Below are 24,784 nucleotides of genomic sequence, written 5' to 3'. Positions count from 1 at the left end.
GATATGATGACGCCGCCGGGCATGGAAGACATGGGCAATCAATTGCAGAAAATGTTTTCCGGTCTTGGCGGGGCGAAGAAAAAAACTCAACGCCTAAGCATTGCCGAAGCCTATAAGCGCGTGCGTGAAGAGGAAGCTGGCAAGCTCGTCAATGAAGACGATTTGAAAGCAAAAGCCCTGCACTCGGTGGAGCAGCAAGGCATCGTTTTCATTGATGAAATAGACAAAGTTTGCCGCCGTGGTGACAGCCAAGGCGCTGATGTCTCGCGCGATGGCGTGCAGCGTGACTTGCTACCGCTCATCGAAGGCTGCAGCGTAAACACCAAATATGGCATCGTAAAAACTGATCATATTTTGTTTATCTGCTCCGGCGCATTTCATCTCGCCAAGCCATCAGATTTGATTCCCGAGCTACAAGGCCGCCTGCCCGTTCGTGTGGAATTAAGCGCGCTAACACCGGCCGATTTCGAGCGCATTTTAACTGAGCCGCATTGCTCGCTGACTGAGCAATATATTGCGCTACTGGGCACTGAGGGCCTGAAGCTAGAGTTCGCTGCGGAAGCCATTGCCGAGCTGGCGAAAGTTGCATGGCAGGTCAATGAGCGTACCGAAAATATTGGTGCGCGGCGTTTGCATACGGTTCTGGAACGTTTACTTGAAGGCATTGCTTTCGATGCTGCCGACTTAGCTCTGAAGCAGGCTGGCGCAACACTGATCATTAGCGCAGAAGATGTCACCAAGCATCTCGGCGCCTTGGTTGAAGACGATGATCTGAGCCGGTTCATTTTGTAACACCCGGCTGCTTAACTAGAAAGACTGCAACGTCTGCATGATCGCGGGCGTACGACGAGAGACCAAGACCATGAACGCTGCCGTGAAATTACCCACTCAGGGTACTCCAGACACCAATACCCGCATTCGTGCTGGCATTGGCCGCTATCGCATCTGGAGTCGTCATGGCAATGCTGCATTGGCCGCCCAAGTGCTCGCCGTGCAAGCGCTGCAAACTGCGCGCCTACGCCGCACACACCACAGCTTATTGGCCGATAAACGCTTTGCGCCAATCACCGAGTTTTTCCTCAACGACATCTACACCGGTCTTGAGCTCGATGAATTAGCCCGCGAAATCGAAAAAGCCCTACCTGTGGCCACACGCCTGCTTCCCGACTCAGTCATGCGCACCGCGGCGATTGCCGTTGAAGCTAATGCGCTCACCGGCGAGCTTGATGAAGCGGTGGCGCAAGACTTACTTACTCACGGTGTTGACGCACCCACAGATGTCGATTTGATCGCCAGCTATCGCCGCCTAGACCAAATTGAAGCACGCCACACGCAAATGCATTTGCTGCGAGAACTCGGCCTAGGCCTTGACCGCTATGTGCGCTCACGCTTGATTACCGCCACCTTTAAAATGTCCAAAGGCCCGGCGCATATGGCTGGCCTCGCTGGCCTCTACGACTTCATGGGCACCGGCTTTGCTGTGATGAAGCCAATGAAGTCCGTGGCCGGCTTTTTGGATGTGTTCTTGGGCCGCGAAACGCGTATCCTCGACAGGCTCGCGCAAGGCGCCAGCGACCCTTTTGCAGTAGACGATGACGAGCCCTCGGCATGACAAAACGACCTTCATTACCTCCCGTTAATGGCCCGCTAGTTGGCGGCGCTGCCACCGGTGAGCAAACTCACTTTGGCTATAAAACCGTAGCCGCCAGTGAAAAAGCTGGCAAAGTTGCCGAGGTTTTTCACTCGGTTGCAGCCAAATACGACGTCATGAATGATCTGATGTCTTTGGGCATTCATCGCCTGTGGAAGCGTTTTGCTATTGAGCTTTCTGGGGTGCGCCCGGGGCAACGCGTGCTCGATATTGCCGGCGGTACCGGCGATTTAGCCAAAGCATTTTCGCGCGAAGTTGGCGCTAACGGCCACGTCATTTTGGCCGACATCAACTCCTCTATGCTGCAAGTTGGCCGCGACCGCCTCCTCGATCAGGGTGTGCACGGCAATATGGGTTTTGTCCAAGCCAATGCCGAGTGCCTGCCGTTTGAGCCGGGCAGTTTTGACCTCATCACCATCGCTTTTGGCCTGCGCAATGTCACCGACAAAAACGCCGCCTTACGCTCGATGTATCAAAGCTTAAAGCCCGGCGGCCGCTTATTGATCTTGGAATTCTCCAAGCCAATTTTCGAACCCTTGGCGAAGATTTACGACGCTTATTCATTCAGCTTGCTGCCGGCCATGGGCAAGCTCGTCGCTAACGACTCCGAAAGCTATCGCTACTTGGCCGAGAGCATTCGCATGCATCCCGACCAAGACACACTGAAAGACATGATGGTCGAGGCCGGTTTCGAGCGTTGCGACTATCACAATCTCACCGGCGGCATTGTCGCCCTGCATCGCGGCTTCCGCTTTTAAGCGCCCGCACAGGACAGCCCATGCCATCGCTCCCCATAGTCTTAGCCCTGCGCGGCGTTGAAACGCTGGTCAATCGCGCACTTCAATACGACCCTGCTACGCGTCTGCGTCTGCGCGAGCTCAGCGGTAAATCGATTTATGTCGAGACTGAATCGCCGCGCTTTAGTGTCATGTTGCGCATTCAGGATGAGCGTATTCGCTTGCTGCCAGAATCGACCGAACGCCCACACGCCACCATCGAAGCGCAAACCGGCGCACTACTGAAACTGGCCTTGTCGCGCGAACTGCAATTGATTGGCGGGCCGCTGCGCGTGCATGGCCAAGTGCAGCTCATTGAGCAACTCCATGGTATTGCTAAGCAGCTCGATATTGACTGGGAAGAACCGCTGAGCATGCTCTTTGGTGACAGTGCTGCACACGAAGTTGGCCGCCATGTCCGAGGCCTTTTTGGCTTCGCACAAAAAGCCGCAAAAACCTTTTTGCTCAATAGCCGCGAGTATCTGCAAGAAGAGCGCGAAGTCTTGCCGGTGCGCTGGGAAATCGACGAATTTGTTAGCGACTGCGATGATCTGCGCGCCGACAGCGAACGCTTAGAAGCTCGCCTTAAACGCGTGCAACAACGCCTGAGCAAACTGCAAGGATCAACGACATGATGCGCCACTTGCCACGTTTATTGGTGCTGTGGAGCGTATTTGCGCGCTATCGCCTCGATACCCTATTGCCGCCACCGCCGAGTCTGTTGGCGCACTTAGCCATCATCGCGTTCCGCCTACATCCAGCCTGGTGGTTTGCAGGAGCTCAGGCGCAGCAACCTGAGCGCATTCGCCTCGCCTTTGAAGAACTTGGCCCGCTCTTTATTAAGCTCGGTCAACTGATCTCGACACGTCGTGATTTATTGCCGCCGGCCGTGCTCGACGAGCTCACCAAGCTGCAAGAAAATGTGCCGCCATTCGCTGTGATTGAGGCCAAAGCCATTGTTGAGCGCGAACTAGGCCTGTCCTTAAACGAGGCCTTTGCTCGCTTTGATGATGAACCGCTGGCAGCTGCATCCATTGCCCAAGTTCATACTGCCGCGCTGCGTGATGGCCGCGAAGTCATCGTCAAAATATTGCGCCCCGGCGTCGCCGATCGCATTCGCACCGATATGGCCTTGCTAAAGTCATTAGCCGAAATTGCCGAGCGCCGACTCGACCTGCGCGTGATTCCACTAACGCGCATCGTCAACGATTACGAACGCACCCTGCTCGATGAAACCGATCTCGCACTTGAGGCCGATAACACGCGGCAATTGCGCGCCAATTTTGTTAATTCGCCGCTGTTTTATGTGCCCGAAATTTACGAGGCCAATGGCAGCCGCGAGATCATGATCGCCGAGCGCATCGAAGGCGTGCCGATTAATGACCACGCAACATTCGACAGCTTAGGCATCGATCGCGAACGCTTGGCAGAAAAAGGCTTAACCATCTTTTTCACGCAAGTATTCCGCGACAATTTTTTCCATGCCGACATGCATCCCGGCAATGTCTATGTTGAAACCGCCAACCCCAGCGACCCGCGATTTATCGGTCTTGATTGCGCCATCGTCGGTACTTTGCCTAGCGAAGACCAGCTCACCATCGCGCAGATTTTACTGAGCTTAATTCAACGTGACTTCGGACAACTGGTGCGCGTAGCGGCGACTGCCGGCTGGATTCCTGCTGGCGCACCGCTGGATGTCATCAGCCGTGAAGTTCGCCGCTTAGTAGAGCCGGTGCTGAGCAAGCCCATCGATCAAGTGCAACTTGCGCCGATTTTGGCGGGCCTACTCGACATGTCACGCGTGCATGGCCTACACATTCCGCCTCAGCTGGTGCTACTGCTGAAGACGCTGATTCATGTCGAAGGCCTAGGCCGTGAGCTTTATCCGGCACTTGATATTTGGTCTCTAGCCAAGCCGCTTTTGACGCAATGGATGAACGACCGTATCGGCCCGAAAGCTCTGCTCAAGCGCGTGAAAGAAGACACGCCGATCTTGCTCGCCGGCCTACCCGAATTACCCCAACTCATTTTCGATGCGCTCAGCCAGCAACGCCTGCAAGGCCAATGGCAGCGTCGCCAGCTCGATGCGCTCACCGCATTGCAGGCCGACTTGCGCGTAGGTCGTCGGCAAGATTTCATTGCCTGGTTCGGCGTTATCGGTGGCGGCTTGATGGCCTTAGCCAGTGCCGATGCCCTGCCGTGGTCAGCACCACCAGCGCTGCTAGGTTGGGGCATTGCTGTTATCGTAGTCAGCGCGTTCTGGCGTGTAACTCGCGCCTAATTTGCCGTGGAGGCTAGTATGTCTTGGCTAGATGATGTGAAGTTCGATAGCGATGGCCTGATTCCTGCCATCGCGCAAGACCATCAAAGTGGCCGTATCCTCATGGTCGCTTGGATGAATCGCGAAGCCTTGGCGCTAACCGTCGCCGAGCAGCGTGCGATCTATTGGTCACGCTCGCGCGCTAAACTCTGGCGCAAAGGCGAAGAGTCTGGCCACGTGCAAAAGCTCATTGAACTGCGTCTAGATTGCGACGCCGATGTCATCACTATGCAAGTTGAACAAATCGGCGGCATGGCCTGCCACACTGGCCGCGAATCCTGCTTCTATCGCCGTCTACACGATGGCCAATGGCAAACCGTAGACCCCGTGCTGAAATCACCGGACGAGATTTACTCATGAGCGATTCTGACAAAAATCATGTGCTACGCGAACTCGCGCTAGTCTTGGCTGAGCGCAAAAAGGCTAGCCCTGAGAGCTCCTACGTTGCCAGCCTGCATCATAAAGGCTTGAACAAGATTCTCGAGAAAGTCGGCGAAGAATGCACCGAGACCATCATTGCTGCGAAAGATGCCGAGCGCAGCGGATCACTTGATGAGCTAGTCTCCGAGACTGCCGATTTATGGTTTCACTCATTGGTCATGCTCAGCCATTTAGGCGGCCATCCCGATCAAATTTTAGCGGAGCTAGCACGACGTTTCGGCCTGTCCGGCCATGACGAAAAGGCTAGCCGCGACACCCCTTAATTTTAGCAAATGGAAATGGCGCGCTAGCGCGAGGAGATATCAATGTTATCTGGACTGTCACTACCACATATTTTGCTGCTGCTGGTTATTGTCGTGCTGCTCTTTGGCACCAGCAAATTAAAAAACTTAGGCAAGGATTTAGGCGGTGCTATTAAAGGCTTTAAAGAGTCGATGAGCGGAGACGACGAGGCAAAAGCAAAAGCGCCGGAGCAGAAAGTCACGCATCAGCCTCAGGACCAAGTGCCGCCAAGCGATATCAAAGCTAATGAGCCCAGCTCACACGAACGCAAAGACAGCTAGCACCCAACGAGACGCGCGCCATGTTTGATGTCGGCTTTAGCGAATTATTTGTCCTCGCGATCATCGCGCTAGTGGTGCTTGGGCCTGAGAAACTACCGCATGCCGCGCGTATGGCCGGCGCTTGGATTGGCCGCATTCGTCGCACCATTATCAATGTCCAAGCGGACATCGAAAACGAAGTCGCTAGCTCTGAAATGCGTGAGCGGATTCGTAAAGAAATGGCCAAGGCCGAGGCCGCAAAGCAGCAATTGAGCACTGATATTATGCAAAGCTTGAACGCTCCAGCGCCTGCTGTCGAAAGCACAACCGATGCTAATGAATCTAGCACGGTAAAAATCAGCGATAATCAGCCGCAGGGCAAGCCCAATGACTGAGCAGACTTCTCCCGAAATCCCTAGCGGCGAAATGCCCTTAGTCGCGCATCTCATCGAATTACGCACACGACTATTGCGCATCATCATTCTGCTCATCGTGGTGTTTTTCAGCTTGGTGTATTTCGCCAACGATATTTACGCTTGGCTATCAGCGCCGCTGCGCGCACTACTGCCCATCGGCAGTACGATGATCGCTACCGATGTCACCTCACCGTTCATGGCGCCATTTAAGCTGACGTTTTTTGTCGCGCTGTTTGCCAGCGTGCCCTATATTTTATTTCAGCTCTGGGGCTTTATTGCACCGGCGCTTTATCAACGCGAACGCCGCATTGCCATCCCTTTAGTGTTCAGCAGTGTCGTGCTGTTTTACGCCGGCATCGCCTTCGCCTACTTCATCACGCTGCCGGCCATCCTCGGCTTCTTCACTCGCATCGGCCCTGAAGATGTCGCCATCATGACCGACATCAATCTCTATTTAGACTTCGCACTAAAGCTATTTTTAGTCTTCGGCGTCACCTTTGAGATTCCCATCGCCGTGCTCGTGCTAATAGCCGCCGGCGTAGTCAGCAGCGCATCTCTTGCCGAAAAGCGTCGCTACATCATTGTCGGCTGCTTTGCCGTCTCGATGTTCTTGACGCCACCGGATGCATTATCGATGACCATGCTCGCCATCCCGATGTGGTTGCTGTTTGAAGCAGGCTTATTTTTCGGCGCCATATTGGAGCGCCAACGAAAAAGCCACGCTAGCGAATAGCCCAGCGTGGCTTAGTCACACAACATCATCTAAATCTAATGTTGATGCGCGTGGCTCATGCCCATCCGCATCAGTAAGTCCCGCGCCAACGGATTACCATCCATGTCCGCTAAATCAGCCTGATCAATCAGCTGACTTGCCACCAACGCCTTCACTGGTGCATCCCATTGCCGCACAGGCTTAGCAGTACCGCCACACGCTAGGCTAAATGGCTGTTTCGGAGACTTCAGCAGACGCTCAAACTCGGCCGCTTGAGGCGCGCGAGCCAACTCCAAAGGATGCGTAAAGCTCACCCCTTGCTTGATGTCTTGCGCCCAAAAAAGCACTTGCTGAATACGCCCTTGCGTTGATGCCCGCCATTGCCAAAGCTGACCTGGCGCCTGCATAGCGACATGCCTATTTTTCGCATGACTCCAGCGTGTCACTGCAAATACGGGTGGCAACGACCCACAGTATCCAGCGTCGGCAATCACTTCATATTCCACCCAACGCTGTGCATGAGCCGGTGCCATAAAGGCACCGGCCACAGACAACGCCAGCACGATCTGGCGAACCCTCATTACTTCACCATACTGCTGAGAAGTGGGTGTGCGTCAGCCATGACATGGAAAATATAACTTTGCTCTACCACTCCTCGGAATAAATGTGCGCCTGGACCCTTGGCAAAAATCATCACATCCTCACCGGCATGAGTCTCAGCCGATGTCGGCACCAAAGCCTCTTGGTGATAGTTCATGTCTTTGGTATTGACGCTTGTGAGATCGGCACGAGGATTGCTTAACGAGCCAGGCGTCATATCGGTTTTACTTGTTTTAGCACCATAGATGTCTTCACCAGCTACGCCCGCAGCAAAGCCTAAACCGTTGGCATAAAGCAGCGTGGTGTAGGGCTTACCTAGCAAATCAACAGCATCGCTGGTTTCAACATCGCCAGTGGCGCCATTAGCTTCACGCGTCAGACCTAAGATGGGGTTGTTACGAATTGGGTAACCACCAATCGTCAATGTGTGGCTATGGTCAGCAGTAACCACAATCAATGTATCGCTATCATTGGTTAATTCATCGGCCTTTTTGATAGCCGCATCAAATGCCTGCGAATCCTTCAATGCGCGATAAGCGTTACCTGCATGGTGTGCATGATCGATGCGACCTGCCTCAACCATTAAGAAGTAGCCCTTTTGGTTCTTACTCAAAATACTAATGGCTTTGCTGGTCATATCAGCCAGTGATGGCTCACCCTGAGGCGACGCATCATTTTTACGATCGGCCTCAAAGTCCATGTGTGATGCATTAAATAAACCTAATACATGGTTAGTCGCTGCGGCATTCAAAGCATCAAACTGAGCTTTAGTTTGGACTACGGCCCCGCCCATGTTTGCAGGGTGCTTAGCCAACCACTCGGCTGTTAAGTCACGTCCGTCATTACGACGGCCAAAGCTACCCTCAATATCCTTAGTTGTTTTAGGCAAAAAAGCGCGGCGACCACCGCCCATCGCAACCTCTAAACCATCACCAACAGGAAAGTTAATCAACTGCGAGGCTATGTCCGTACAACCAGTAGCAGCAACAGCATTAGCAGCTACTAAGTCGGCAAGATCTCGATCGCTCTCGGCATCTCGGTTAGGAATATGACTATAAACCGCTGCTGGCGTGGCATGAGTCAAGCGTGCAGTCGAAACCACTCCAGTCGACATGCCTTGCGTTTCGGCAAGCTCTGCAATAGTGGCTAATTTACGCGAATCAGCGCAGCCATCGGCGGCGTTTTTCTTTATTGCGCCGGTCACAGACAAATAGCCTTCTTTGGTTTTAACACCAGTGACCATTGCAGTCATGGTAGGAGCCGAATCAGCTGTTTGTTGATTCACTGAATAAGTGCGCGATAACGCCAAGTACGGCAGTGACTCCATGTACAAGGTGTTCGACTCGCCATCTTTGTTTTGTTCTTGACCATCAAAAATACGTGCGGCGGTGAGTGTTGAAATACCGAAGCCATCCCCGACAAATAAAATCACGTTTTTCGCTTTGCCACTGGCAATAGCCTGACGCGCCTGCTCTTCACTCAAGCGCTGCTGACCGCGCGCACTGAAGTAAGTTACGTCGGCCTTATTCACTGCCAACATACTAGGCACATCAGCTACTGCTGAAGAGCCACCACAAGCTTGTAACAATGCCATTGTTGATGCCGCTAATACTCCAGCGGCAATTATTTTCATCTTCATCAGTCTGCTCCTATGGATTATGGTCGCGCGCCCGATGGCGCACTGAAATAACTCATAGATAGTCACAGCCCCAAGTGACGCGGCCATGACGCCCAGATGACGCTTTCAATTTTCTCCTAGCAACGCTGCCTATTGCTCAGTAGAGCGCGCTCGCATTCCGGTGTATGGTGTATTGCTTCGTTAAACCAACACTATTGATAATCATGATTTCCGCCGCACTACGCTCACAACTCAATGCCCTCATCGCCACGCCTAGCGTGAGCTCGACTGACGCCTCGATCGACCAAGGTAATCGCGCAGTCATCGATCTGATTGCCGAATGGGCAACAGCGCTCGGCTTTCGTTGCGAAATCATGCCGGTGTCACCGGGCAAGGCCAATTTACTCGCCACCCTTGGCGAAGGCCCTGGTGGCTTGGTGTTTTCTGGCCATACCGACACCGTGCCGTTTGACTCTAACGGCTGGCATAACGACCCCTTCGAATTGACTGAGCGCGATGGCCGTTTATATGGCCTCGGCAGCGCCGACATGAAAGGCTTTTTCCCGCTTGCTTTAGCCGCCGCCGATGAAGCCGTGGCTCACATTCGCGCCGGCAAAACTTTAGCCGCACCGCTGATTATTTTGGCCACTTGCGACGAAGAAACTAGCATGGCCGGCGCCCGCGCCTTGGTCGATGCCGGCAAACCAAAAGCCCGCTACGCAGTGATCGGCGAGCCCACTAGCATGCGTCCACTGCGCATGCACAAAGGCGCGATGATGGAGCGCATCTTCATTGAAGGCCAAAGCGGCCATTCCAGTGATCCAAGCCTCGGTCGCAATGCGCTTGATGCTATGCATGCCGTCATTGGCGAGCTCATTGCCTACCGTGAGCAACTGGCCAGCCGCTATCACAACGCGCTATTTACCGTGCCTACACCAACGCTAAACTTGGGCTGTATTCACGGAGGCGATAACCCTAATCGCATCTGCGCAAGCTGCGAACTGCAATACGATTTACGCCCGCTTCCCGGCATGGACATGGCCGAGTTGCGCGCAGACATCAATATGCGTTTGCTGCCACTGGCCGAACGCTTCAACGTTAGCATTCGCAATGAGCCGCTTTTTGCCGGCACACCCGCGCTCGAAACTCCTGCTGAATCACCATTGGTGCAAGCGCTGGAGCAGCTCACGAACTACCCAGCCGGCGCTGCTGCTTTTGGCACCGAAGGCCCGTATTTACAGGCCTTGGGCATGGATGCACTGATTTTTGGCCCTGGAAATATCGACGTTGCGCATCAGCCCAATGAATATGTTGAACTAGCCAATCTCAACCCAACAATTAATATCTTACGCGGCTTAGTAAAACGCTTTTGCTTAGCGCACTAATCGGCTTATACAATCGCTTCTTAACTTAACATCACGGAAGGCCCTCCCTTGAGTAGCCAAACCCCTTTTCAAGACACCATGTCGGACCAATATGTGCATTGGTTTCGTAACTCCGCGCCGTATATCAATGCGCATCGCGGCAAAACCTTTGTACTGCTGTTTGGCGGTGAAGCCGTCAATCACGAGAACTTCCGCAATATCGTGCATGACATCGCGCTACTGCACTCGCTCGGCATTAACTTAGTTTTGGTGCATGGTGCGCGCCCGCAAATCGATGAGAATCTCGTCGAATACGGCCTGCAAACGCCTTATCACAATGGCATTCGCGTCACCACGCGTGAGGCCCTGCGTTGCGTCATGGATGCCGTTGGCGCTATTCGCCTAGAGATCGAAGCATTACTGTCGATGGGTCTCGCCAACTCGCCAATGTTCGGCGCCAAAATCGATGCAGTCTCTGGCAACTTCATTACCGCCAAGCCCTATGGCGTGCGCGATGGTGTCGACTTTGGCTTAACCGGTGAAGTGCGCTCGGTCGATATTGAAGCCATCAACAAAAACCTCGACAACCACCACATCGTCATTCTTGGTCCAACTGGCTACTCCACCACGGGTGAGGTCTTCAATATTTTGGCTGAAGATGTTGCCGTGTCAGTGGCGACTGCTTTGCAGGCCGATAAGCTAATTTGCTTGGGCGAGCGCGAAGGCATTTTGGGCGAAGATGACGAACGCCTATTGCGTGAAATGATCCCCAACGAAGTCGATCAATATTTGCGTAATCGCATCATCGACACCGAGTTGCTGCGCCATATGAACGCCGCACGCGAAGCTTGCCGCGAAGGCGTCAAACGCGTGCACATCATTTCCTATGCCCGCGACGGCGCCATGCTGCAAGAGCTGTTCACCCGTGATGGTTCTGGCACGCTGATCACTCACGACCCATACGAAGAAATTCGCACCGCCGAAATTGAAGATGTCGGCGGTCTCATCGAAATGCTTGAGCCGCTCGAGGAGCAAGGCATTTTGGTACGGCGCTCACGGCGCAAACTGGAAAGTGAAATTTCGCATTTTGCTGTGGTCGAACGCGACGGCATGATTATCGGCTGCGCCGCGCTCTATCCGCTGCCAACCAGCCCCGGCGAAATTCCATCTGGTGAGATTGCCTGCGTCGCCATCCACCCGAACTACCGCAAAGGTGCACGCGGCTCCGAGCTGATGGCCTTCTTGGAAAATCGCGCCATGAGCAAAGGTCTACGCCAGCTTTTCGTGCTCACCACGCGCACTGCGCTGTGGTTTCAAGAGCATGGTTTTGAGCCAGCCACTGTCGATGACTTGCCGAAACAACGTCTCTCTCTCTACAACTTCCAGCGCAACTCGCTGGTCTTTAGCAAAAAGCTTTAAGGAAACCGGTCATGACAAAAATTACCGACAATATGCGCAAGTTCTCATCACAAGTGGTTGATGGCGTTGAAGCCGCACCCGGTCGCGCCATGCTGCGCGCAGTGGGCTTCACCGATGAAGATTTCAAAAAACCGCAAATCGGCATCGCCTCAACTTGGGCGAACGTAACGCCATGCAATATGCACATCGACAAGCTCGCCGAAGAGGCCGAAAAAGGCGCTAATGCGGCTGGCGGCAAAGGCGTGATTTTCAACACCATCACTATTTCCGATGGCATCGCCAACGGCACAGAAGGCATGAAGTATTCGCTGGTGTCGCGCGAAGTCATTGCTGACTCGATTGAAACCGTAGTTGGCTGCGAGGGCTTTGATGGCGTAGTGGCAGTTGGTGGCTGTGATAAAAACATGCCCGGCTGCTTGATCGCCATGGCGCGTTTGAACCGCCCGGCCATCTTTGTTTATGGCGGCACGATCAAACCCGGTCACGGCCATACCGACATTATTTCGGTATTTGAAGCGGTTGGTCAGCACGCCAAAGGCGACATCGACCTCATTCAAGTCAAGCAAATTGAAGAAACCGCTATTCCTGGCGCAGGCTCGTGTGGCGGCATGTACACCGCCAACACCATGGCTTCGGCGATTGAAGCCTTGGGCATGTCACTGCCCGGCTCCAGCGCACAAGATGCCACCGGTAGCGACAAGGCACTCGACTGCTTCCGTGCCGGCGAGCAAGTACTCGACCTATTAGCACGCGACATAAAGCCTAGCGATATCATGACGCGTAAGGCTTTCGAAAACGCCATTCGTGTGGTCATCGCTTTAGCTGGCTCCACCAACGCCGTGCTGCATTTATTGGCCATGGCACACGCCGTGAATGTGCCGCTAACACTTAACGACTTCACCGAAATCGGCAAAACCACGCCGGTGCTGGCCGACCTACGTCCATCAGGCAAATACATGATGAGCGAATTAGTCGCCATCGGTGGCATCCAGCCTCTGATGAAACGCATGCTCAATGCTGGCCTATTGCATGGCGACACACTTACCGTCACCGGCAAAACACTGGCGGAGAATCTCGAATACGTCGCCGACTATCCAGCCGATCAAGACATCATTCGCTCCTTCGATAATCCGATCAAAAAAGATTCGCACTTAGTAATTTTGCACGGCAATTTATCGCCGACAGGTGCCGTTGCTAAAATCACTGGCAAAGAAGGCTTGCGCTTTGAAGGCCGCGCCCGTGTTTATCACGGTGAAGAAGCGGCACTCGCCGGCATCCTCAATGGCGAAGTGGTCGCAGGCGATGTCATTGTGATTCGTTACGAAGGCCCGAAAGGCGGCCCCGGCATGCGCGAAATGCTCTCACCAACCTCAGCCGTGATGGGCAAAGGCCTAGGCAAAGAGGTGGCTCTCATAACCGATGGCCGCTTCTCCGGTGGCTCGCATGGTTTTGTTGTTGGTCACATCACACCTGAAGCGCAGGATGGCGGCCCGATTGCACTTCTCGAAAATGGCGATGCGATTACCATCGATGCCGAAACTCGCGAAATCAGCGTTGCTGTATCCGAGGCCACCTTGGCGGAACGCCGTGCGCGCTGGACTGCCCCTGCGCCGGTCTACACCCGTGGTGTGCTGGCCAAATACGCCAAGCTAGTGTCGAGCGCCTCCGAAGGCGCAGTCACAGACGCGTAAGCGATATGAGCCGCCTACAGCGATTTCTTCAGCCACGCCTTAGCGCCGCACTCACCAGCAATAAGCTGCGTGATCTGCGGCGTAGTGGCCTGGAAGCTTGGCGACGGCTCGGGCGCTACCCGCATCAAGTCAGTGTTTGGTTACGCGTAGATGACCCTTACGCGTATTTATTACTGCAAGCACTACCCACTTTAGAGGCCGACTTTGGCCTGCGTATAAGCCTACGCATGCTCGGTTCCGGAAGCCCTGATACCACGCCAGAGCCGGAGCGTTTAACGCAATTTTCTGGTCACGATGCCACCCGCCTCGCGCGTTGGCATGGCCTCGACGCTCCGACATCATGGCAAGCAAATGCAAAGGATCTTGCGCTAGCTGAGCGATTATTAATTGCGCTCGAGCTTTCGGATCAAGAGGCATCGGTCATGGAGCAGGCGCGTGATGTTTTGCGCGCACTATGGCGAAAAGATCACCCTGCATTGCAACAGTGTCAGGACGAACTCGCGATAAACATGAGCTCTGCAAAGTTCGATGCCGACTCCATTGCTAGCCACTTAAAACGCAATGCCGACAAGCAGCGCCAACTCGGCCATTACGCCAGCGCCATGCTGCATTACGCCGGCGAATGGTATTGGGGCATTGATCGCTTAGATTACTTAAGCCGCCGCCTAACCAGCTTGAACTTAGGCACCGCCAGCGCGCAGTGGAGCACGCATATCGATGGCCACTTTCTCGTCAGCGATGCTGAGCGACTAGCCGACTTGCGCGCACTCGACGCCGAACTCGATGTCTACTTTTCTTATCGCAGCCCCTACTCATATTTAGCGCTGAGCCGCATCCGCCTACTCGCCGAACATTACGGCATTGTCTTGCGCCTAAAGCCGGTCTTGCCCATGGTCATGCGCGGCCTGCCCGTGCCAACCATTAAGCGCTTATATATTTTGCTTGATAGCAAGCGTGAAGCCGATTTACTCGACCTAGACTTTGGTCGCATTTGCGATCCTGTCGGCGCTGGCGTAGAACATTGTCTAGCGGTGACACATGCGGTGCTCACACAGTCGGAAAAATTAGCGCTAGATTTTGCCGAGTCCGCCTGCGCGGCGATTTGGCATGAGGGTCGTGACTTAAGCCATCTACCCGAGATTTACGCCTGTGCTTTGCGCGCTGGCGTGACTGCCGATATTGTCGATGCTGCATTGGCTAGTGATGACTGGCGCGAAGCTGCATCACAGCATCATGGCGAGCTATTAGCGCTAGGGTTGTGGGGCGTGCCAAGCTTTAACTTGCACCTCGATGGCCAACCGCTATGCCAAACTTGGGGCCAGGATAGACTTTGGGTTTTGGAAGATGCGCTCAATGATGCATTGAAAATAAATCATCCACTCAGTTCGCGACGCTAACTAAGCAGCTAAGGAGTAACCATATGGAAACGGTTGTGGTACTCGGTGCCAGTCCGAAGCGAGAACGCTATAGCCATCAAGCGATGGTGCTGTTGCAGAAACATGGCCACCGAGTGATTCCGGTTAATCCCGGCCATGATCAAATCGATGGAATTACAGTTGCACGTAGCCTCGATGCAATCAGCGAAGCCGTCGACACCGTGACCATTTATGTCGCTCCAGCCCACCTCGATAGCCAGCTTGAGTCACTGCTTGCGCTAAACCCAAAGCGGGTCATTTTTAATCCTGGCGCAGAACATCCGCAGGCTAGTGCCGTACTCCAAGCTCAAGGCATTGCGGTAGAAGACGCCTGCACGCTGGTGCTGCTGCGTACTGGCCAATACGACTGAGGCTCCGGCCACTTAATCCTACACGGGCAGCTCACTGCCTCGCGTACGCATCCAACCTGCAATACTGCGACGGGCTTGCTGCGCAGGCAGCACCTCATGAACAATGGTGTCGCTCCAAAACACGACGAGACTTCCACCCTCGGGGCAAATATTCACAGTCGCCTGCTCAGGCGGATACAGCACCAGCTCGCCACCGCCATCACTAGGCCACGGCACATCGTTTAAATACAACACCGTAGAAACAATACGCCGCCCTGCGCCCAGCACACTCACCTCGATATGTTGGTCGGTGTGACGGCGATAAAAGCTACCTAGGTCATAAATCGCGTAATGCGCCTCAAAGTCGGCCAAGCCTAAAAAGCCCATTTCATTTAAATGTGCTTGCAGCTGCGCCATTAGCGCCAAATAAGCAGCTGCCGCCGGCCACTCCGGCTCCAGCCACGCGATACGATCACCACGCACTTTGCCCGTGACCTGATGCGTTGAGCCACGGCCGATGCCAGCGCGATATAACTCATTAGCACCATCGCGCTCCTGCAACTCGAGCTGCAATGCACGCAGTAAATCAGGCGGAATAGCATTGGCTATAACTGCCCAACCCTGTTCGAAAAGCTGCTCGCTCGCTATTCGAATTAGATCTGGCCACACCACAATCGTCTCAACGCTGTCATTAGCGGGTATCATCTGCGGTTCACTACCTGATGTTGTTGCCATGAATTATCGTCACCACTTTCACGCCGGCAATTTTGCCGATGTTATGAAGCACAGTCTGCAAATGGGCCTAATGGCGCATTTGAAAAAGAAAGAGTCGGCATTTTGCTTTATCGACACGCATGCCGGCGCCGGCGTTTACGACTTGCATGGCATGCAGGCTCAGAAAACCGGTGAATACCAACAAGGCATCGACCGCTTAGATGACCATCGCGGCGCACCAATATGGGTGGCCGAATACCTGCAAGGCGTGCTTGCCTGCCAAGCCACAGGAGCGCGTAGCAATTACCCCGGCTCGCCATGGCTAGGCCAGCGCCAATTGCGCGAACAAGACAGCGCCATTTTTATCGATGTGCAGCACGCTGAAGTCGCCAGTTTGCGCCATTACTTCAAGAACGATTCGCGCGTGGCCGTGCACCAACGCAATGCCTATGAAGGCTTAACTGCGTTGATTCCACCAAAGGAAAAACGCGGCTTGGTGCTCATCGACCCGCCTTATGAGCTTGAGCGCGATAGCTTTCCGCAACTGGTTAAGCTCATCGTGGCTGCACATAAAAAATGGCCAACCGGCGTTTATGGCATTTGGTTCCCGATCAAGCAGCGCGCATCTATCGTGAAATTTTATCGCGAGCTGATGAATAGCGGAATAAATAAAATGCTGTCATGCGAACTATTAATGCAGCCCGACGACAACGCCTTAGGCCTAAATGGCAGCGGCTTAATCGTCATTAACCCACCTTGGGGATTCTACGAAGAGGCACAGAAAACCTTGGCATGGTTAGTCGACCGTTTATCTGAGCATCCGCAGCGCTCGACCAAAGTGCGTTGGCTAGTCAATTTAGAGTAACTGCTCTAAACTCGGCACCATCACGCTGAGCGGATGACCGAGAGCACCATGATTACCAAGGAACACCTGAGCTACCAAGCTCAAAAAGCTTATGTCGCCACCATGATGAAAGTGGTTGGCGGCGGCTTAGCAGCAGCTAGCCGCGTCGATGAAACCGTACAAAAAGAGCTCGCGGCACTGCCCGAAGGCTTCCAGGTTTGCATGACTGTCTTCCCAAGCGGCCCTAGCTTCTTTTTGCGCATCGGCAAAAATGGCCACTCCGAAGTCATTTCAGCTCCTGTCGGCAAGCCCGAACTAACCATCCGCTTCAAGCATCTCTCGCATGCCTTTTTGGTGTTTTCCTTCCAAGAAGGCACCGCGCAAGCCTTTGCCAATGACCGTATGATTGCCGATGGCAATGTCAGTCACGCCATTCGCTTAGTGCGCTGTTTGAACAAGATGGAAACCTTGATTTTGCCGCGCCTGATTGCCGAGCGCGCCGTGAAGCGTTACGACGCCGTACCGCTCACCGAAAAGATCACCAAAGCCGCACGCATTTACGGCCTAGTCGCCAAATCGCTGATTGCAGGGAACTGATATGAGCAAGCCTTACTACGAATTTTTTTGCCCCGTTAAAGTCATCGCGGGCAATGCTGCGTTAGAACACATCCCGTTTGAGCTCGATATTCTCGGCTCCAAAAACCCAATGATCATCACCGATAAAGGCGTGCGCGCAGTCGGCTTGCTTAAGCATATCGAAGGCGCACTTGCTGCAGCCGAGATCAATGTCAGCACAATTTTTGATGATGTTCCGCCAGATAGCTCAATTGAAACTGTGCATGCAGCAGCCAAGGTTTATAACGACAACGGCTGCGATGCCATCATCGCTGTCGGCGGTGGCTCGGTTATCGACACCTGTAAAGCGGTCAATATTTTGGTCTCAGAAGGCGGCGACGATCTTCGCGCCTACTCCGGTGCGCATGTGCTGAAGCGTCCGTTGAAGCCTTTATTTGTGGTGCCAACGACATCTGGCACAGGCTCAGAAACTACTGCCATCGCGGTGATTTCCGACAACCAAGCCGGCGTGAAAATGCCCTTTGTGTCGTACTTCTTAATGCCCAATGCCGCCGTGCTCGATCCGCGCATGACGCTAACCTTGCCACCGCACATCACTGCGATGACCGGCATGGATGCGATGACGCATGCCATTGAGGCCTACACCTGCATGGCGCATAACCCAATTAGCGACGCCTACGCCACTAGCGCCATCGCTAAAGTCAGCGCTAATCTATTGAAAGTGCTGGATAACCCCAGCGACTCCGATGGCCGTCTAGAGCTCGCGCAAGCCTCAACCATGGCCGGCATCGCATTTTCCAATGCCATGGTTGGTCTCGTGCATTCGCTAGGCCACTCGCTGGGCGCGGCCAGTCATCTGCCGCATGGCCTGTGCATGAACTTATTCCTGCCTTATGTGCTGGAGTTTAATAAAGACAAAAATGGTGACCGCATCGCCGACTTACTACTGCCGATTGCTGGCGCTGAAGTCTATGCCAGCACACCGGCGGCACAACGCGCCGACCGTGCTATCGAAGAAATTCGTCGCATGCGTGATGAGATACATGCGCGCTGCAAGCTGCCACGCACCTTGCAAGAAACTGGCAAAGTCACACGCGATCAGTTTGACCACATCGCTGACTTAACGCTGGATGACGGCTCGATTGTTATTAATCCGAAAGAGGTTGATCGCAAGCAAGTGTTGGCACTTCTGGAAAAAGCCTGGGGCTAAACCTCTCGCAGCAATAAAAAAGCCCAGCTCAAAACTGGGCTTTTTTTCGCCTTGAAAAACTAGCTTGGCCAATGCTTCAACCAAGGCTCACTGGCCTTAGCGACGGCCAAAAAATCGCCATTGAGTAGTGTGCTTCGGCAGTTATACAAAAAGCGCTGACCTCTCGCGTCAACCAACTCACCGCCCGCTTGCTCGAGCACGACTTGAGCGGCAGCAGTATCCCATTCGCTGGTCGGCCCAAAGCGTGGATAAGCATGAGCGCGACCCTCGGCCACGACACAAATCTTAAATGCAGAGCCAGCAGGAATAGAGCTCACCTGCCATCCGGTCGCCTGTAGCGACTGCTCAAAATGGGCTAGGCGCTCGAGGCCATGACGGCGACTAACGGTTAAGTTGAGTGTGCCATTTGAGGCCGACCAATTTGGTGCACGCGCTTGGATTGGCATCCATGCGGAGGCGGCTTTGTTTGCCGAAACGGAGCTGATGGCTTCAGCCACTGCTGTAGTCTCAATGACTGCCTCAGGCCCGACCCGAAAACTGCCCACGCCCTCTGCCGACACATAGCTAACGCCATTTGCCGGCCCATAGACCACGCCCAAGACGGCCTCGTGGCCAATTACCAAGGCAATATTGACGCTGAACTCACCATTGCGCGCAATGAACTCTTTAGTGCCATCAAGTGGGTCAACCAACCAGTACGCAGCCCAATCTCGACGATCGCGTAAATCGTCTGGCGAGGACTCTTCTGACAAAACTGGTAGGCCCGCCAAGGCTTTATCTGGTAGTGCCTGCAGTCCCTTAACGATGCTTTCATGGGCGGCAATATCGGCAGCAGTAATCGGCGAGGAGTCGAGCTTTTCTGTCACCGCCCATCGCGCCGAGTCGCTATAAATCGCCATGATGGCGCGCCCAGCATCTTCAGCAACAGCCATCACCGCAGCCAACGCATCTCGCGTTACACTATTGCGAACGCGCGCTTGAGCACTTTGCTGAAGACTATCTCGAACATCGGCTGACATGATTTGGCCTCGAAACTAATGAGCTGCTGCGCATCGCTGCGCATAAGCCACAGGATACGCGAATGACTGCTTTGCTCGACACTGCCAACACCACCATCGATTGGCAAACCATCGACACGGTAATTTTAGACATGGATGGCACCGTGCTCGACCTGCACTTCGACAATGTCTTTTGGATGCAGCACCTGCCCGCACTCTTTGCCGATCACAACGGCTTGCCGCGCGAGCAAGGCTTGGGCGAATTGCTCATGCGCTTTCAACATCATCAAGGCCAGTTGAACTGGTATTGCACCGATTTCTGGAGCGAACAGGTTGGCTTCGATATTGTGCCGCACAAAAATGACCTGAAGCATTTAATCCGCGAGCGTGCCGACGCCTTTGCTTTTTTAGCAGCTGTGAAAAATAGCGGACGACGCTTAATTCTTGCCACCAATGCGCATCGCTCAAGCCTTGAACTAAAGCTAACCGTACAGACCTTTGCTCATTATTTCGATGCCATGGTGAGCTCGCATGACTATGGCCAGCCAAAAGAAGATCAAGCGTTCTGGCAGCAGCTGTGTGAGCAGCAAAATATAGACCCATCACGCAGTATTTTTGTTGATGACAGCGAAGCAGTGCTTGATAGTGCTCAGCTTTTTGGCATCCGCGACTGCATTTGTGTGAGCACACCCGATAGCGAAAAGCCCGCACGTAAACGCCTGCGTTATCCGGCAATTGATCAGTTTGCTGAGCTTGGGATTATTCCTGCATTCGGCGATATTGCTGCGCTCAAGGCGGCCTCGGAGCCTACAAAAAAATGAAGTCTGGCAGTAAAAACGCTAGCGACAACGACACTCGCACACGAGTTGATAAATGGCTGTGGGCAGCTCGTTTTTACAAGACGCGCTCGCTAGCAAAAGACGCCATCGACAGCGGCCATGTGCATTGCGATGGTCAGCGCGTAAAAGTGAGCCGCGAAGTATTTGTCGATATGACTCTGACTATTCGACAAGGTCATGATGAGAAAATCATTGTCGTTGATGCGCTGTCGAGCGTGCGAGGACCGGCGCCGGTGGCGCAGCTGCTGTATCACGAAACACCAGAAAGTATTGCTAAGCGCGACGATCTTCGTGAGCAGCGCAAGTCACAAAACTTAGCGCATCCTGACCATAAGCCGAATAAGAAAGAGCGCCGGCAGATCCATCGTTTTCAGCGCGGGTTTGGCGAATGAGCTGGCTTGCTACTTAGTTAATAACGCCGCTAAAGCACTCGTGTTTTCCACGTCGCTAAATCAGCTAATTGCAACGTTAACGTATCGCCCGAATGTAATGCCGCCACGCCAGCAGGAGTACCTGTCATCACCACATCTCCCGGCAGCAGCGTGATATAGCGCGTAATAAACTGCAGCAAAGCAATCATGTCGGTAATCATATCGGCGCTATCACCACTTTGACGGCGCTCACCATTGATGCTCAAGCTGAATTCAACTGCAGCTAAGTCAGAAAAATCAGTCACTGGCAAAAAGCCACTCAACGGCGCCGAGCCATCGAATGCTTTGGCTAACTCCCAGGGCTGTCCTTTCGCTTTTAGCTCGTTTTGCTTCTCACGCAAGGTAAGGTCTAAGCCTAAACCAACGCCAGCAATAGCCGCACGTGCTTGCTCAGCGCTCACTTCTTGCAAAGCTGTGATGTCTTTCGTAACGGAATTACTCTGCGCAGGCACAACCAGGCGCTGGCCAATCAGCAGCGTGATTTCAGTTTCAAAATGGCATTCGCCCTGCCCCACTGGAATTGGAAACCCAGACTCCAATGCCACGGCCGATGTGCTTGGCTTAAGAAAAATAATCGGTGCATCAGGCACTTCGTTACCGAGCTCGCGCGCATGGGCAGCGTAATTGCGACCGACACAGACCAGCTTGCCAACGGTTAAGTTTGTTGCCGCTCCGCCATACCATTGATGCTGATAGTCCATGCCGTCCACTCCTATCTCATAAAACGCCAACGCAAATGCCGAGCGGCTTCAAGCTAAATCAAAAATCTTGCCCGGATTCATCACACCGTTCGGGTCAAAAACCTGCTTGATCGCACGCAAATACTCAATCTCAACCGGCGAGCGCGTATAGGTCAAATACGCTTTCTTAGTCATGCCAACACCGTGCTCTGCCGACACCGAGCCGTTGTATTTCTGCACCGTTTCAAACACCTGCACATTGACCTCTTTGCACTTGGCGAAGAATACCGCCTTGTCCATTTCATCAGGCTTGAGAATATTTAAGTGCAAATTGCCATCACCAATATGGCCAAACCAGACCACGCGGAAGTCTGGATATTGACTAGAGACAATGGCGTCGATATCGGCAATAAAAGCTGGAACGCGCGCAATCATCACCGAGATGTCGTTTTTATACGGCGTAAAGGGAGCGATGGTCTCTGAGATATCTTCGCGCAGGCGCCAGAGGTTTTTCGCCTGAGTTTCCGACTGGCCTAGCACGCCATCAACTACCCAACCCTGCTCCACGCAATGCTCGAAAATAGTCATTGCTTCATCGCTCATGGCCTCCGACAGAGCCTCGAACTCAAGCAGTGCGTAAAACGGAGTCGCGGATTCGAACGGCCGCGGAATCCCCGAATGCGCAGTGACTATCTGCACCGACAGCTCGGAGAAAAACTCAAAAGCGGTAAGGTCTAGCCGAGCTTGAAACTCGCGCAACACATTCATCACCGATGGAAAGTCGGGCGTGCCCAAAACCATCACCTGTAAATTCCGCGGCGCACGATCAAGCTTCATTGTCGCCTCAACCACCAAGCCCAATGTGCCTTCAGCGCCAATAAATAAATGCCGCAAATCATAGCCGGTGGCATTTTTGATCATGTCTTTATTGAGTTCGAGAATGTCGCCCTTGCCGGTCACTACCTTCAAGCCCAACACCCAGTTACGAGTCATGCCGTACTTAATAACCTTGATGCCGCCAGCATTGGTGCCAATATTGCCGCCCAGTTGCGACGAGCCCGCCGAAGCGAAATCGACCGGATAATACAGACCTTTTTCTTCAGCGAAATTTTGCAGCTGCTCAGTCACCACGCCAGCCTGAATACGCACCGCGCGATCCTCCGCGATGAACTCAGTGATCTTATTTAAATAGTCGAAGCTCACCACCACTTCGCCATTGGCAGCAACTGCGCCCGCCGACAGGCCGGTACGACCGCCCGATGGCACGATGGCAAAGCCCGCCTCATTGGCCAGACGAACCACCGCCTGCACTTGCTCGATGCTCGATGGAAAAACAATGGCTGATGGCGCTGGCGTATACATTTTGGTCCAGTCCACACCCCAAGTTGCCAAGCTTTGCTCATCCACGCGCACGCGGGACTCGCCCACAATATTTACCAATGCCTGAAGTGTTGCAGCGGCCAATGCCATGTCAGCGTCCTATAACAGATTTCAATTCGACCATTCTACCTAATGCAGAGCCTGTGCTACTATGCCGCCCTCGAAATTACCATCTGCGAGCGCGCATCATGAGCCAGCTATCCCTCGATAAAGCCAAAATCCGCTTTCTGTTGCTCGAAGGTGTTCACAAAAATGCGCTCGATATTTTAGCCAACAATGGCTACACCAATATTGAATACATTCGCGGTGCACTCGACGAAGATGTGCTGATTGAAAAGATCAAAGATGCACACTTCGTTGGCCTTCGCTCGCGCACGCAGCTCACCGAAAAAGTGATTGCTGCAGCTGACAAACTCGTGGCCATTGGTTGCTTTTGCATCGGCACCAACCAAGTCGATTTGAAAGCGGCACTAACGCGCGGCATTCCCGTTTTTAATGCGCCCTACTCAAACACTCGCTCAGTCGCCGAACTGGTCTTGGGCCAGCTCATTTTATTGCTTCGCGGCATCCCAGAAAAAAACGCCATGGTACATTCCGGCGGCTGGTCAAAGTCGGCTGAAGGCTCTTACGAAGCTCGCGGTAAAACGCTAGGCATCGTCGGTTATGGCTCTATTGGTTCGCAGCTTTCTGTTCTAGCTGAATCACTGGGCATGCACGTTATTTATTTCGATACGCTAACCAAGCTGCCACTCGGCAATGCTCGCCAAGTTACCAGCATGGAAGAGCTGCTAAGCACATCCGATGTAGTTTCACTGCATGTGCCAGACGTACCATCGACTCGCAATATGATGCGCGCTGAGCATTTCGCACAAATGAAAGCAGGCAGCATCTTCATCAATGCCGCACGTGGCACCTGTGTCGATATCGATGCATTGGCCGCAGCTATTACTAGCAAGCACTTAAACGGCGCGGCAATTGACGTGTTCCCGAAAGAGCCAAAATCAAACGATGAAGAGTTCGTGTCGCCGCTGCGTGGCTTATTCAATGTGATCTTGACGCCACATATTGGTGGCTCAACACTAGAAGCACAGGCCAATATCGGCCTAGAGGTTGCAGAGAAATTCGCACGCTATTCCGATACCGGCGCAACCACCACATCGGTGAACTTCCCTGAAGTATCACTGCCAGTGACCCCGGGCAAACACCGCCTGCTGCACATCCACAAAAACATTCCTGGCGTGCTCTCGGCTATCAACTTAGTGTTTGCTGAAAATGGCATCAACATTAGCGGCCAATCGCTGATGACCAACGACACCATCGGCTATTTAGTCATGGAAGTTGACGCTGCTTATTCAGACGTCGCGCTAGAAAAGCTGCAACAGATCAACGGCACTATTCGTACCCGCGTACTGTACTAAGCTAAATATCTATGATCTCGGCCGCCATCGCAGCTCCCGCTCGTGGCGGCCGAGTCATTTATAACGTCGACACACAAGGCTGCATTCGCGATGGCGCCGTGCCTGAACACATCACCGTATATATAGCCGCGCTAGAACCCCTGCCCGCCGATTCGCTACGGAAGCGCCAAAGAGCTCAAGTGTTGTCATGGCTCGCAGAGCACGACGACAACAGCTTAACGCCGCCCGAGCTACAAACAACTGATCTAGGCAAGCCCTATTGGCCCGATGGTCGTTGGCAACTGAACTGGTCACATAGCCAATATATTGTGGCGCTAGCGATTGCTCCGCATGAGTTTTTTCAACAGCAGACCGCCTCAAACACAAAGTCGGAGTCGGA

At 53.5% G+C, this 24,784-nt stretch carries 25 protein-coding genes and 2 pseudogenes; 21 read left to right on the top strand and 6 right to left on the bottom strand.

Going from position 1 to position 24,784, the window contains the following annotated elements; translation table 11 throughout:
* From hslU to tatC, 9 genes and pseudogenes are all read left to right on the top strand, one after another.
* On the top strand, window positions 1-792 hold a 792-nt coding region (gene hslU / locus AC3DKE_RS00210; RefSeq protein WP_487989664.1), incomplete at its 5' end, for an ATP-dependent protease ATPase subunit HslU.
* Window positions 793-862: 70 nt separating this feature from the next.
* Window positions 863-1,612 carry a DUF8198 family protein gene (locus tag AC3DKE_RS00205; RefSeq protein WP_340675476.1) on the top strand — a complete coding sequence of 250 codons (750 nt, stop codon included), beginning with the start codon at window positions 863-865 and terminating at the stop codon, window positions 1,610-1,612.
* 56 nt (window positions 1,613-1,668) lie between these two features.
* Window positions 1,669-2,409: pseudogene (ubiE, locus tag AC3DKE_RS00200) on the top strand (bifunctional demethylmenaquinone methyltransferase/2-methoxy-6-polyprenyl-1,4-benzoquinol methylase UbiE); the annotation flags it as partial.
* Window positions 2,410-2,429: 20 nt separating this feature from the next.
* Window positions 2,430-3,062 (top strand): ubiquinone biosynthesis accessory factor UbiJ, encoded by a 633-nt coding sequence (locus AC3DKE_RS00195; protein ID WP_340675475.1) that lies wholly within the window; start codon window positions 2,430-2,432, stop codon window positions 3,060-3,062.
* Window positions 3,059-4,708 carry an AarF/UbiB family protein gene (locus tag AC3DKE_RS00190; RefSeq protein WP_487989662.1) on the top strand — a complete coding sequence of 550 codons (1,650 nt, stop codon included), beginning with the start codon at window positions 3,059-3,061 and terminating at the stop codon, window positions 4,706-4,708. Before AC3DKE_RS00195 ends, AC3DKE_RS00190 begins: the two co-directional genes overlap by 4 nt.
* Window positions 4,709-4,726: 18 nt before the next feature.
* Window positions 4,727-5,451, top strand: a pseudogene (gene hisIE / locus AC3DKE_RS00185) (bifunctional phosphoribosyl-AMP cyclohydrolase/phosphoribosyl-ATP diphosphatase HisIE).
* Window positions 5,452-5,493: 42 nt separating this feature from the next.
* Complete coding sequence (gene tatA / locus AC3DKE_RS00180; protein WP_340675471.1) at window positions 5,494-5,751, top strand: twin-arginine translocase TatA/TatE family subunit; 258 nt, start codon at window positions 5,494-5,496, stop codon at window positions 5,749-5,751.
* A 20-nt stretch (window positions 5,752-5,771) separates the two neighbouring features.
* Complete coding sequence (tatB, locus tag AC3DKE_RS00175; protein ID WP_487989660.1) at window positions 5,772-6,125, top strand: Sec-independent protein translocase protein TatB; 354 nt, start codon at window positions 5,772-5,774, stop codon at window positions 6,123-6,125.
* Window positions 6,118-6,879 (top strand): twin-arginine translocase subunit TatC, encoded by a 762-nt coding sequence (tatC, locus tag AC3DKE_RS00170; RefSeq protein ID WP_487989659.1) that lies wholly within the window; start codon window positions 6,118-6,120, stop codon window positions 6,877-6,879. The genes tatB and tatC overlap by 8 nt, the downstream gene beginning before the upstream one ends.
* 35 nt (window positions 6,880-6,914) lie before the next feature.
* On the opposite strand, the gene AC3DKE_RS00165 is transcribed toward tatC, so the two are convergent.
* Both AC3DKE_RS00165 and AC3DKE_RS00160 read right to left on the bottom strand, forming a co-directional pair.
* On the bottom strand, window positions 6,915-7,439 hold the full coding sequence (locus tag AC3DKE_RS00165) for a hypothetical protein (RefSeq protein ID WP_379070877.1): 525 nt from the start codon (window positions 7,437-7,439) through the stop codon (window positions 6,915-6,917).
* Window positions 7,439-9,097, bottom strand: coding sequence for an alkaline phosphatase (locus AC3DKE_RS00160; RefSeq protein WP_340675467.1), 1,659 nt, complete (start codon window positions 9,095-9,097; stop codon window positions 7,439-7,441). Before AC3DKE_RS00160 ends, AC3DKE_RS00165 begins: the two co-directional genes overlap by 1 nt.
* Window positions 9,098-9,300: 203 nt before the next feature.
* On the opposite strand from AC3DKE_RS00160, the gene argE reads away from it, so the two are divergent.
* The 5 genes from argE (at window position 9,301) to AC3DKE_RS00135 (ending at window position 15,336) form a co-directional block, all read left to right on the top strand.
* Window positions 9,301-10,461, top strand: a complete 1,161-nt coding sequence (gene argE / locus AC3DKE_RS00155) for an acetylornithine deacetylase (RefSeq protein ID WP_340675466.1) — start codon at window positions 9,301-9,303, stop codon at window positions 10,459-10,461.
* Window positions 10,462-10,539: 78 nt separating this feature from the next.
* Window positions 10,540-11,859: an amino-acid N-acetyltransferase gene (argA, locus tag AC3DKE_RS00150; RefSeq protein WP_340675630.1), complete on the top strand. Its 1,320-nt coding sequence runs from the start codon at window positions 10,540-10,542 to the stop codon at window positions 11,857-11,859.
* Window positions 11,860-11,870: 11 nt separating this feature from the next.
* Window positions 11,871-13,550, top strand: a complete 1,680-nt coding sequence (ilvD, locus tag AC3DKE_RS00145; RefSeq protein ID WP_340675465.1) for a dihydroxy-acid dehydratase — start codon at window positions 11,871-11,873, stop codon at window positions 13,548-13,550.
* A gap of 5 nt (window positions 13,551-13,555) precedes the next feature.
* The gene (locus tag AC3DKE_RS00140) at window positions 13,556-14,947 is read left to right on the top strand and encodes a DsbA family protein (protein ID WP_487989656.1); all 1,392 of its coding nucleotides are present in this window, start codon (window positions 13,556-13,558) and stop codon (window positions 14,945-14,947) included.
* 23 nt (window positions 14,948-14,970) lie between these two features.
* Complete coding sequence (locus AC3DKE_RS00135; RefSeq protein WP_340675463.1) at window positions 14,971-15,336, top strand: CoA-binding protein; 366 nt, start codon at window positions 14,971-14,973, stop codon at window positions 15,334-15,336.
* Between the two features lie 18 nt (window positions 15,337-15,354).
* On the opposite strand, the gene AC3DKE_RS00130 is transcribed toward AC3DKE_RS00135, so the two are convergent.
* The gene (locus AC3DKE_RS00130; protein WP_340675462.1) at window positions 15,355-16,050 is read right to left on the bottom strand and encodes a 2OG-Fe(II) oxygenase; all 696 of its coding nucleotides are present in this window, start codon (window positions 16,048-16,050) and stop codon (window positions 15,355-15,357) included.
* Between AC3DKE_RS00130 and AC3DKE_RS00125 the strand changes: the two genes are divergently transcribed.
* Genes AC3DKE_RS00125 through AC3DKE_RS00115 form a run of 3 tightly spaced genes read left to right on the top strand, consistent with a single transcriptional unit; the run spans window position 16,049 to window position 18,659 of the window.
* Window positions 16,049-16,894, top strand: coding sequence for a 23S rRNA (adenine(2030)-N(6))-methyltransferase RlmJ (locus AC3DKE_RS00125; protein ID WP_340675461.1), 846 nt, complete (start codon window positions 16,049-16,051; stop codon window positions 16,892-16,894). The genes AC3DKE_RS00130 and AC3DKE_RS00125 overlap by 2 nt on opposite strands.
* 48 nt (window positions 16,895-16,942) lie before the next feature.
* Window positions 16,943-17,470, top strand: a complete 528-nt coding sequence (locus AC3DKE_RS00120) for a hypothetical protein (RefSeq protein ID WP_340675460.1) — start codon at window positions 16,943-16,945, stop codon at window positions 17,468-17,470.
* Between the two features lies 1 nt (window position 17,471).
* Window positions 17,472-18,659 carry an iron-containing alcohol dehydrogenase gene (locus AC3DKE_RS00115; protein ID WP_411729455.1) on the top strand — a complete coding sequence of 396 codons (1,188 nt, stop codon included), beginning with the start codon at window positions 17,472-17,474 and terminating at the stop codon, window positions 18,657-18,659.
* Between the two features lie 59 nt (window positions 18,660-18,718).
* Here AC3DKE_RS00115 and AC3DKE_RS00110 read toward each other — a convergent pair whose 3' ends face one another.
* A complete protein-coding gene (locus AC3DKE_RS00110; RefSeq protein ID WP_487989654.1) occupies window positions 18,719-19,678 on the bottom strand; it encodes a 3'(2'),5'-bisphosphate nucleotidase CysQ family protein in 960 nt (319 codons plus the stop codon).
* Window positions 19,679-19,740: 62 nt separating this feature from the next.
* Between AC3DKE_RS00110 and yrfG the strand changes: the two genes are divergently transcribed.
* Window positions 19,741-20,478 carry a GMP/IMP nucleotidase gene (yrfG, locus tag AC3DKE_RS00105; RefSeq protein WP_487989652.1) on the top strand — a complete coding sequence of 246 codons (738 nt, stop codon included), beginning with the start codon at window positions 19,741-19,743 and terminating at the stop codon, window positions 20,476-20,478.
* Window positions 20,475-20,888: an RNA-binding S4 domain-containing protein gene (locus tag AC3DKE_RS00100; protein WP_487989651.1), complete on the top strand. Its 414-nt coding sequence runs from the start codon at window positions 20,475-20,477 to the stop codon at window positions 20,886-20,888. The genes yrfG and AC3DKE_RS00100 overlap by 4 nt, the downstream gene beginning before the upstream one ends.
* 29 nt (window positions 20,889-20,917) lie before the next feature.
* Here the strand turns inward: AC3DKE_RS00100 and AC3DKE_RS00095 are convergent, their stop codons facing one another.
* Together AC3DKE_RS00095 and AC3DKE_RS00090 are read right to left on the bottom strand one after the other, a co-directional pair.
* On the bottom strand, window positions 20,918-21,628 hold the full coding sequence (locus AC3DKE_RS00095) for a fumarylacetoacetate hydrolase family protein (RefSeq protein ID WP_487989649.1): 711 nt from the start codon (window positions 21,626-21,628) through the stop codon (window positions 20,918-20,920).
* A gap of 48 nt (window positions 21,629-21,676) precedes the next feature.
* Window positions 21,677-23,077 carry an FAD-binding oxidoreductase gene (locus tag AC3DKE_RS00090; protein WP_487989647.1) on the bottom strand — a complete coding sequence of 467 codons (1,401 nt, stop codon included), beginning with the start codon at window positions 23,075-23,077 and terminating at the stop codon, window positions 21,677-21,679.
* A gap of 98 nt (window positions 23,078-23,175) precedes the next feature.
* On the opposite strand from AC3DKE_RS00090, the gene serA reads away from it, so the two are divergent.
* Together serA and AC3DKE_RS00080 are read left to right on the top strand one after the other, a co-directional pair.
* Window positions 23,176-24,405 (top strand): phosphoglycerate dehydrogenase, encoded by a 1,230-nt coding sequence (gene serA / locus AC3DKE_RS00085; protein ID WP_340675453.1) that lies wholly within the window; start codon window positions 23,176-23,178, stop codon window positions 24,403-24,405.
* An 11-nt stretch (window positions 24,406-24,416) separates the two neighbouring features.
* A partial coding sequence (locus tag AC3DKE_RS00080) for a 4'-phosphopantetheinyl transferase family protein (RefSeq protein WP_487989645.1) occupies window positions 24,417-24,784 on the top strand: 368 nt, incomplete at its 3' end.

Source organism: Paraperlucidibaca sp. (assembly GCF_982810325.1).
This window is presented reverse-complemented; position numbering and strand designations above follow the sequence as displayed.

Bases quoted from the DNA above. Each gene is read 5' to 3' on its own strand.
- AC3DKE_RS00130 (WP_340675462.1), bottom strand. From the start codon at position 16,050: ATGGCAACAACATCAGGTAGTGAACCGCAGATGATACCCGCTAATGAC.
- argE (WP_340675466.1), top strand. From the start codon at position 9,301: ATGATTTCCGCCGCACTACGCTCACAACTCAATGCCCTCATCGCCACG.
- AC3DKE_RS00140 (WP_487989656.1), top strand. From the start codon at position 13,556: ATGAGCCGCCTACAGCGATTTCTTCAGCCACGCCTTAGCGCCGCACTC.
- AC3DKE_RS00100 (WP_487989651.1), top strand. From the start codon at position 20,475: ATGAAGTCTGGCAGTAAAAACGCTAGCGACAACGACACTCGCACACGA.
- serA (WP_340675453.1), top strand. From the start codon at position 23,176: ATGAGCCAGCTATCCCTCGATAAAGCCAAAATCCGCTTTCTGTTGCTC.
- AC3DKE_RS00120 (WP_340675460.1), top strand. From the start codon at position 16,943: ATGATTACCAAGGAACACCTGAGCTACCAAGCTCAAAAAGCTTATGTC.
- AC3DKE_RS00115 (WP_411729455.1), top strand. From the start codon at position 17,472: ATGAGCAAGCCTTACTACGAATTTTTTTGCCCCGTTAAAGTCATCGCG.
- AC3DKE_RS00095 (WP_487989649.1), bottom strand. From the start codon at position 21,628: ATGGACTATCAGCATCAATGGTATGGCGGAGCGGCAACAAACTTAACC.
- yrfG (WP_487989652.1), top strand. From the start codon at position 19,741: ATGACTGCTTTGCTCGACACTGCCAACACCACCATCGATTGGCAAACC.
- tatA (WP_340675471.1), top strand. From the start codon at position 5,494: ATGTTATCTGGACTGTCACTACCACATATTTTGCTGCTGCTGGTTATT.
- AC3DKE_RS00135 (WP_340675463.1), top strand. From the start codon at position 14,971: ATGGAAACGGTTGTGGTACTCGGTGCCAGTCCGAAGCGAGAACGCTAT.
- AC3DKE_RS00195 (WP_340675475.1), top strand. From the start codon at position 2,430: ATGCCATCGCTCCCCATAGTCTTAGCCCTGCGCGGCGTTGAAACGCTG.
- AC3DKE_RS00165 (WP_379070877.1), bottom strand. From the start codon at position 7,439: ATGAGGGTTCGCCAGATCGTGCTGGCGTTGTCTGTGGCCGGTGCCTTT.
- AC3DKE_RS00110 (WP_487989654.1), bottom strand. From the start codon at position 19,678: ATGTCAGCCGATGTTCGAGATAGTCTTCAGCAAAGTGCTCAAGCGCGC.
- argA (WP_340675630.1), top strand. From the start codon at position 10,540: ATGTCGGACCAATATGTGCATTGGTTTCGTAACTCCGCGCCGTATATC.
- AC3DKE_RS00190 (WP_487989662.1), top strand. From the start codon at position 3,059: ATGATGCGCCACTTGCCACGTTTATTGGTGCTGTGGAGCGTATTTGCG.
- AC3DKE_RS00125 (WP_340675461.1), top strand. From the start codon at position 16,049: ATGAATTATCGTCACCACTTTCACGCCGGCAATTTTGCCGATGTTATG.
- AC3DKE_RS00205 (WP_340675476.1), top strand. From the start codon at position 863: ATGAACGCTGCCGTGAAATTACCCACTCAGGGTACTCCAGACACCAAT.
- tatB (WP_487989660.1), top strand. From the start codon at position 5,772: ATGTTTGATGTCGGCTTTAGCGAATTATTTGTCCTCGCGATCATCGCG.
- AC3DKE_RS00090 (WP_487989647.1), bottom strand. From the start codon at position 23,077: ATGGCATTGGCCGCTGCAACACTTCAGGCATTGGTAAATATTGTGGGC.
- ilvD (WP_340675465.1), top strand. From the start codon at position 11,871: ATGACAAAAATTACCGACAATATGCGCAAGTTCTCATCACAAGTGGTT.
- AC3DKE_RS00160 (WP_340675467.1), bottom strand. From the start codon at position 9,097: ATGAAGATGAAAATAATTGCCGCTGGAGTATTAGCGGCATCAACAATG.
- tatC (WP_487989659.1), top strand. From the start codon at position 6,118: ATGACTGAGCAGACTTCTCCCGAAATCCCTAGCGGCGAAATGCCCTTA.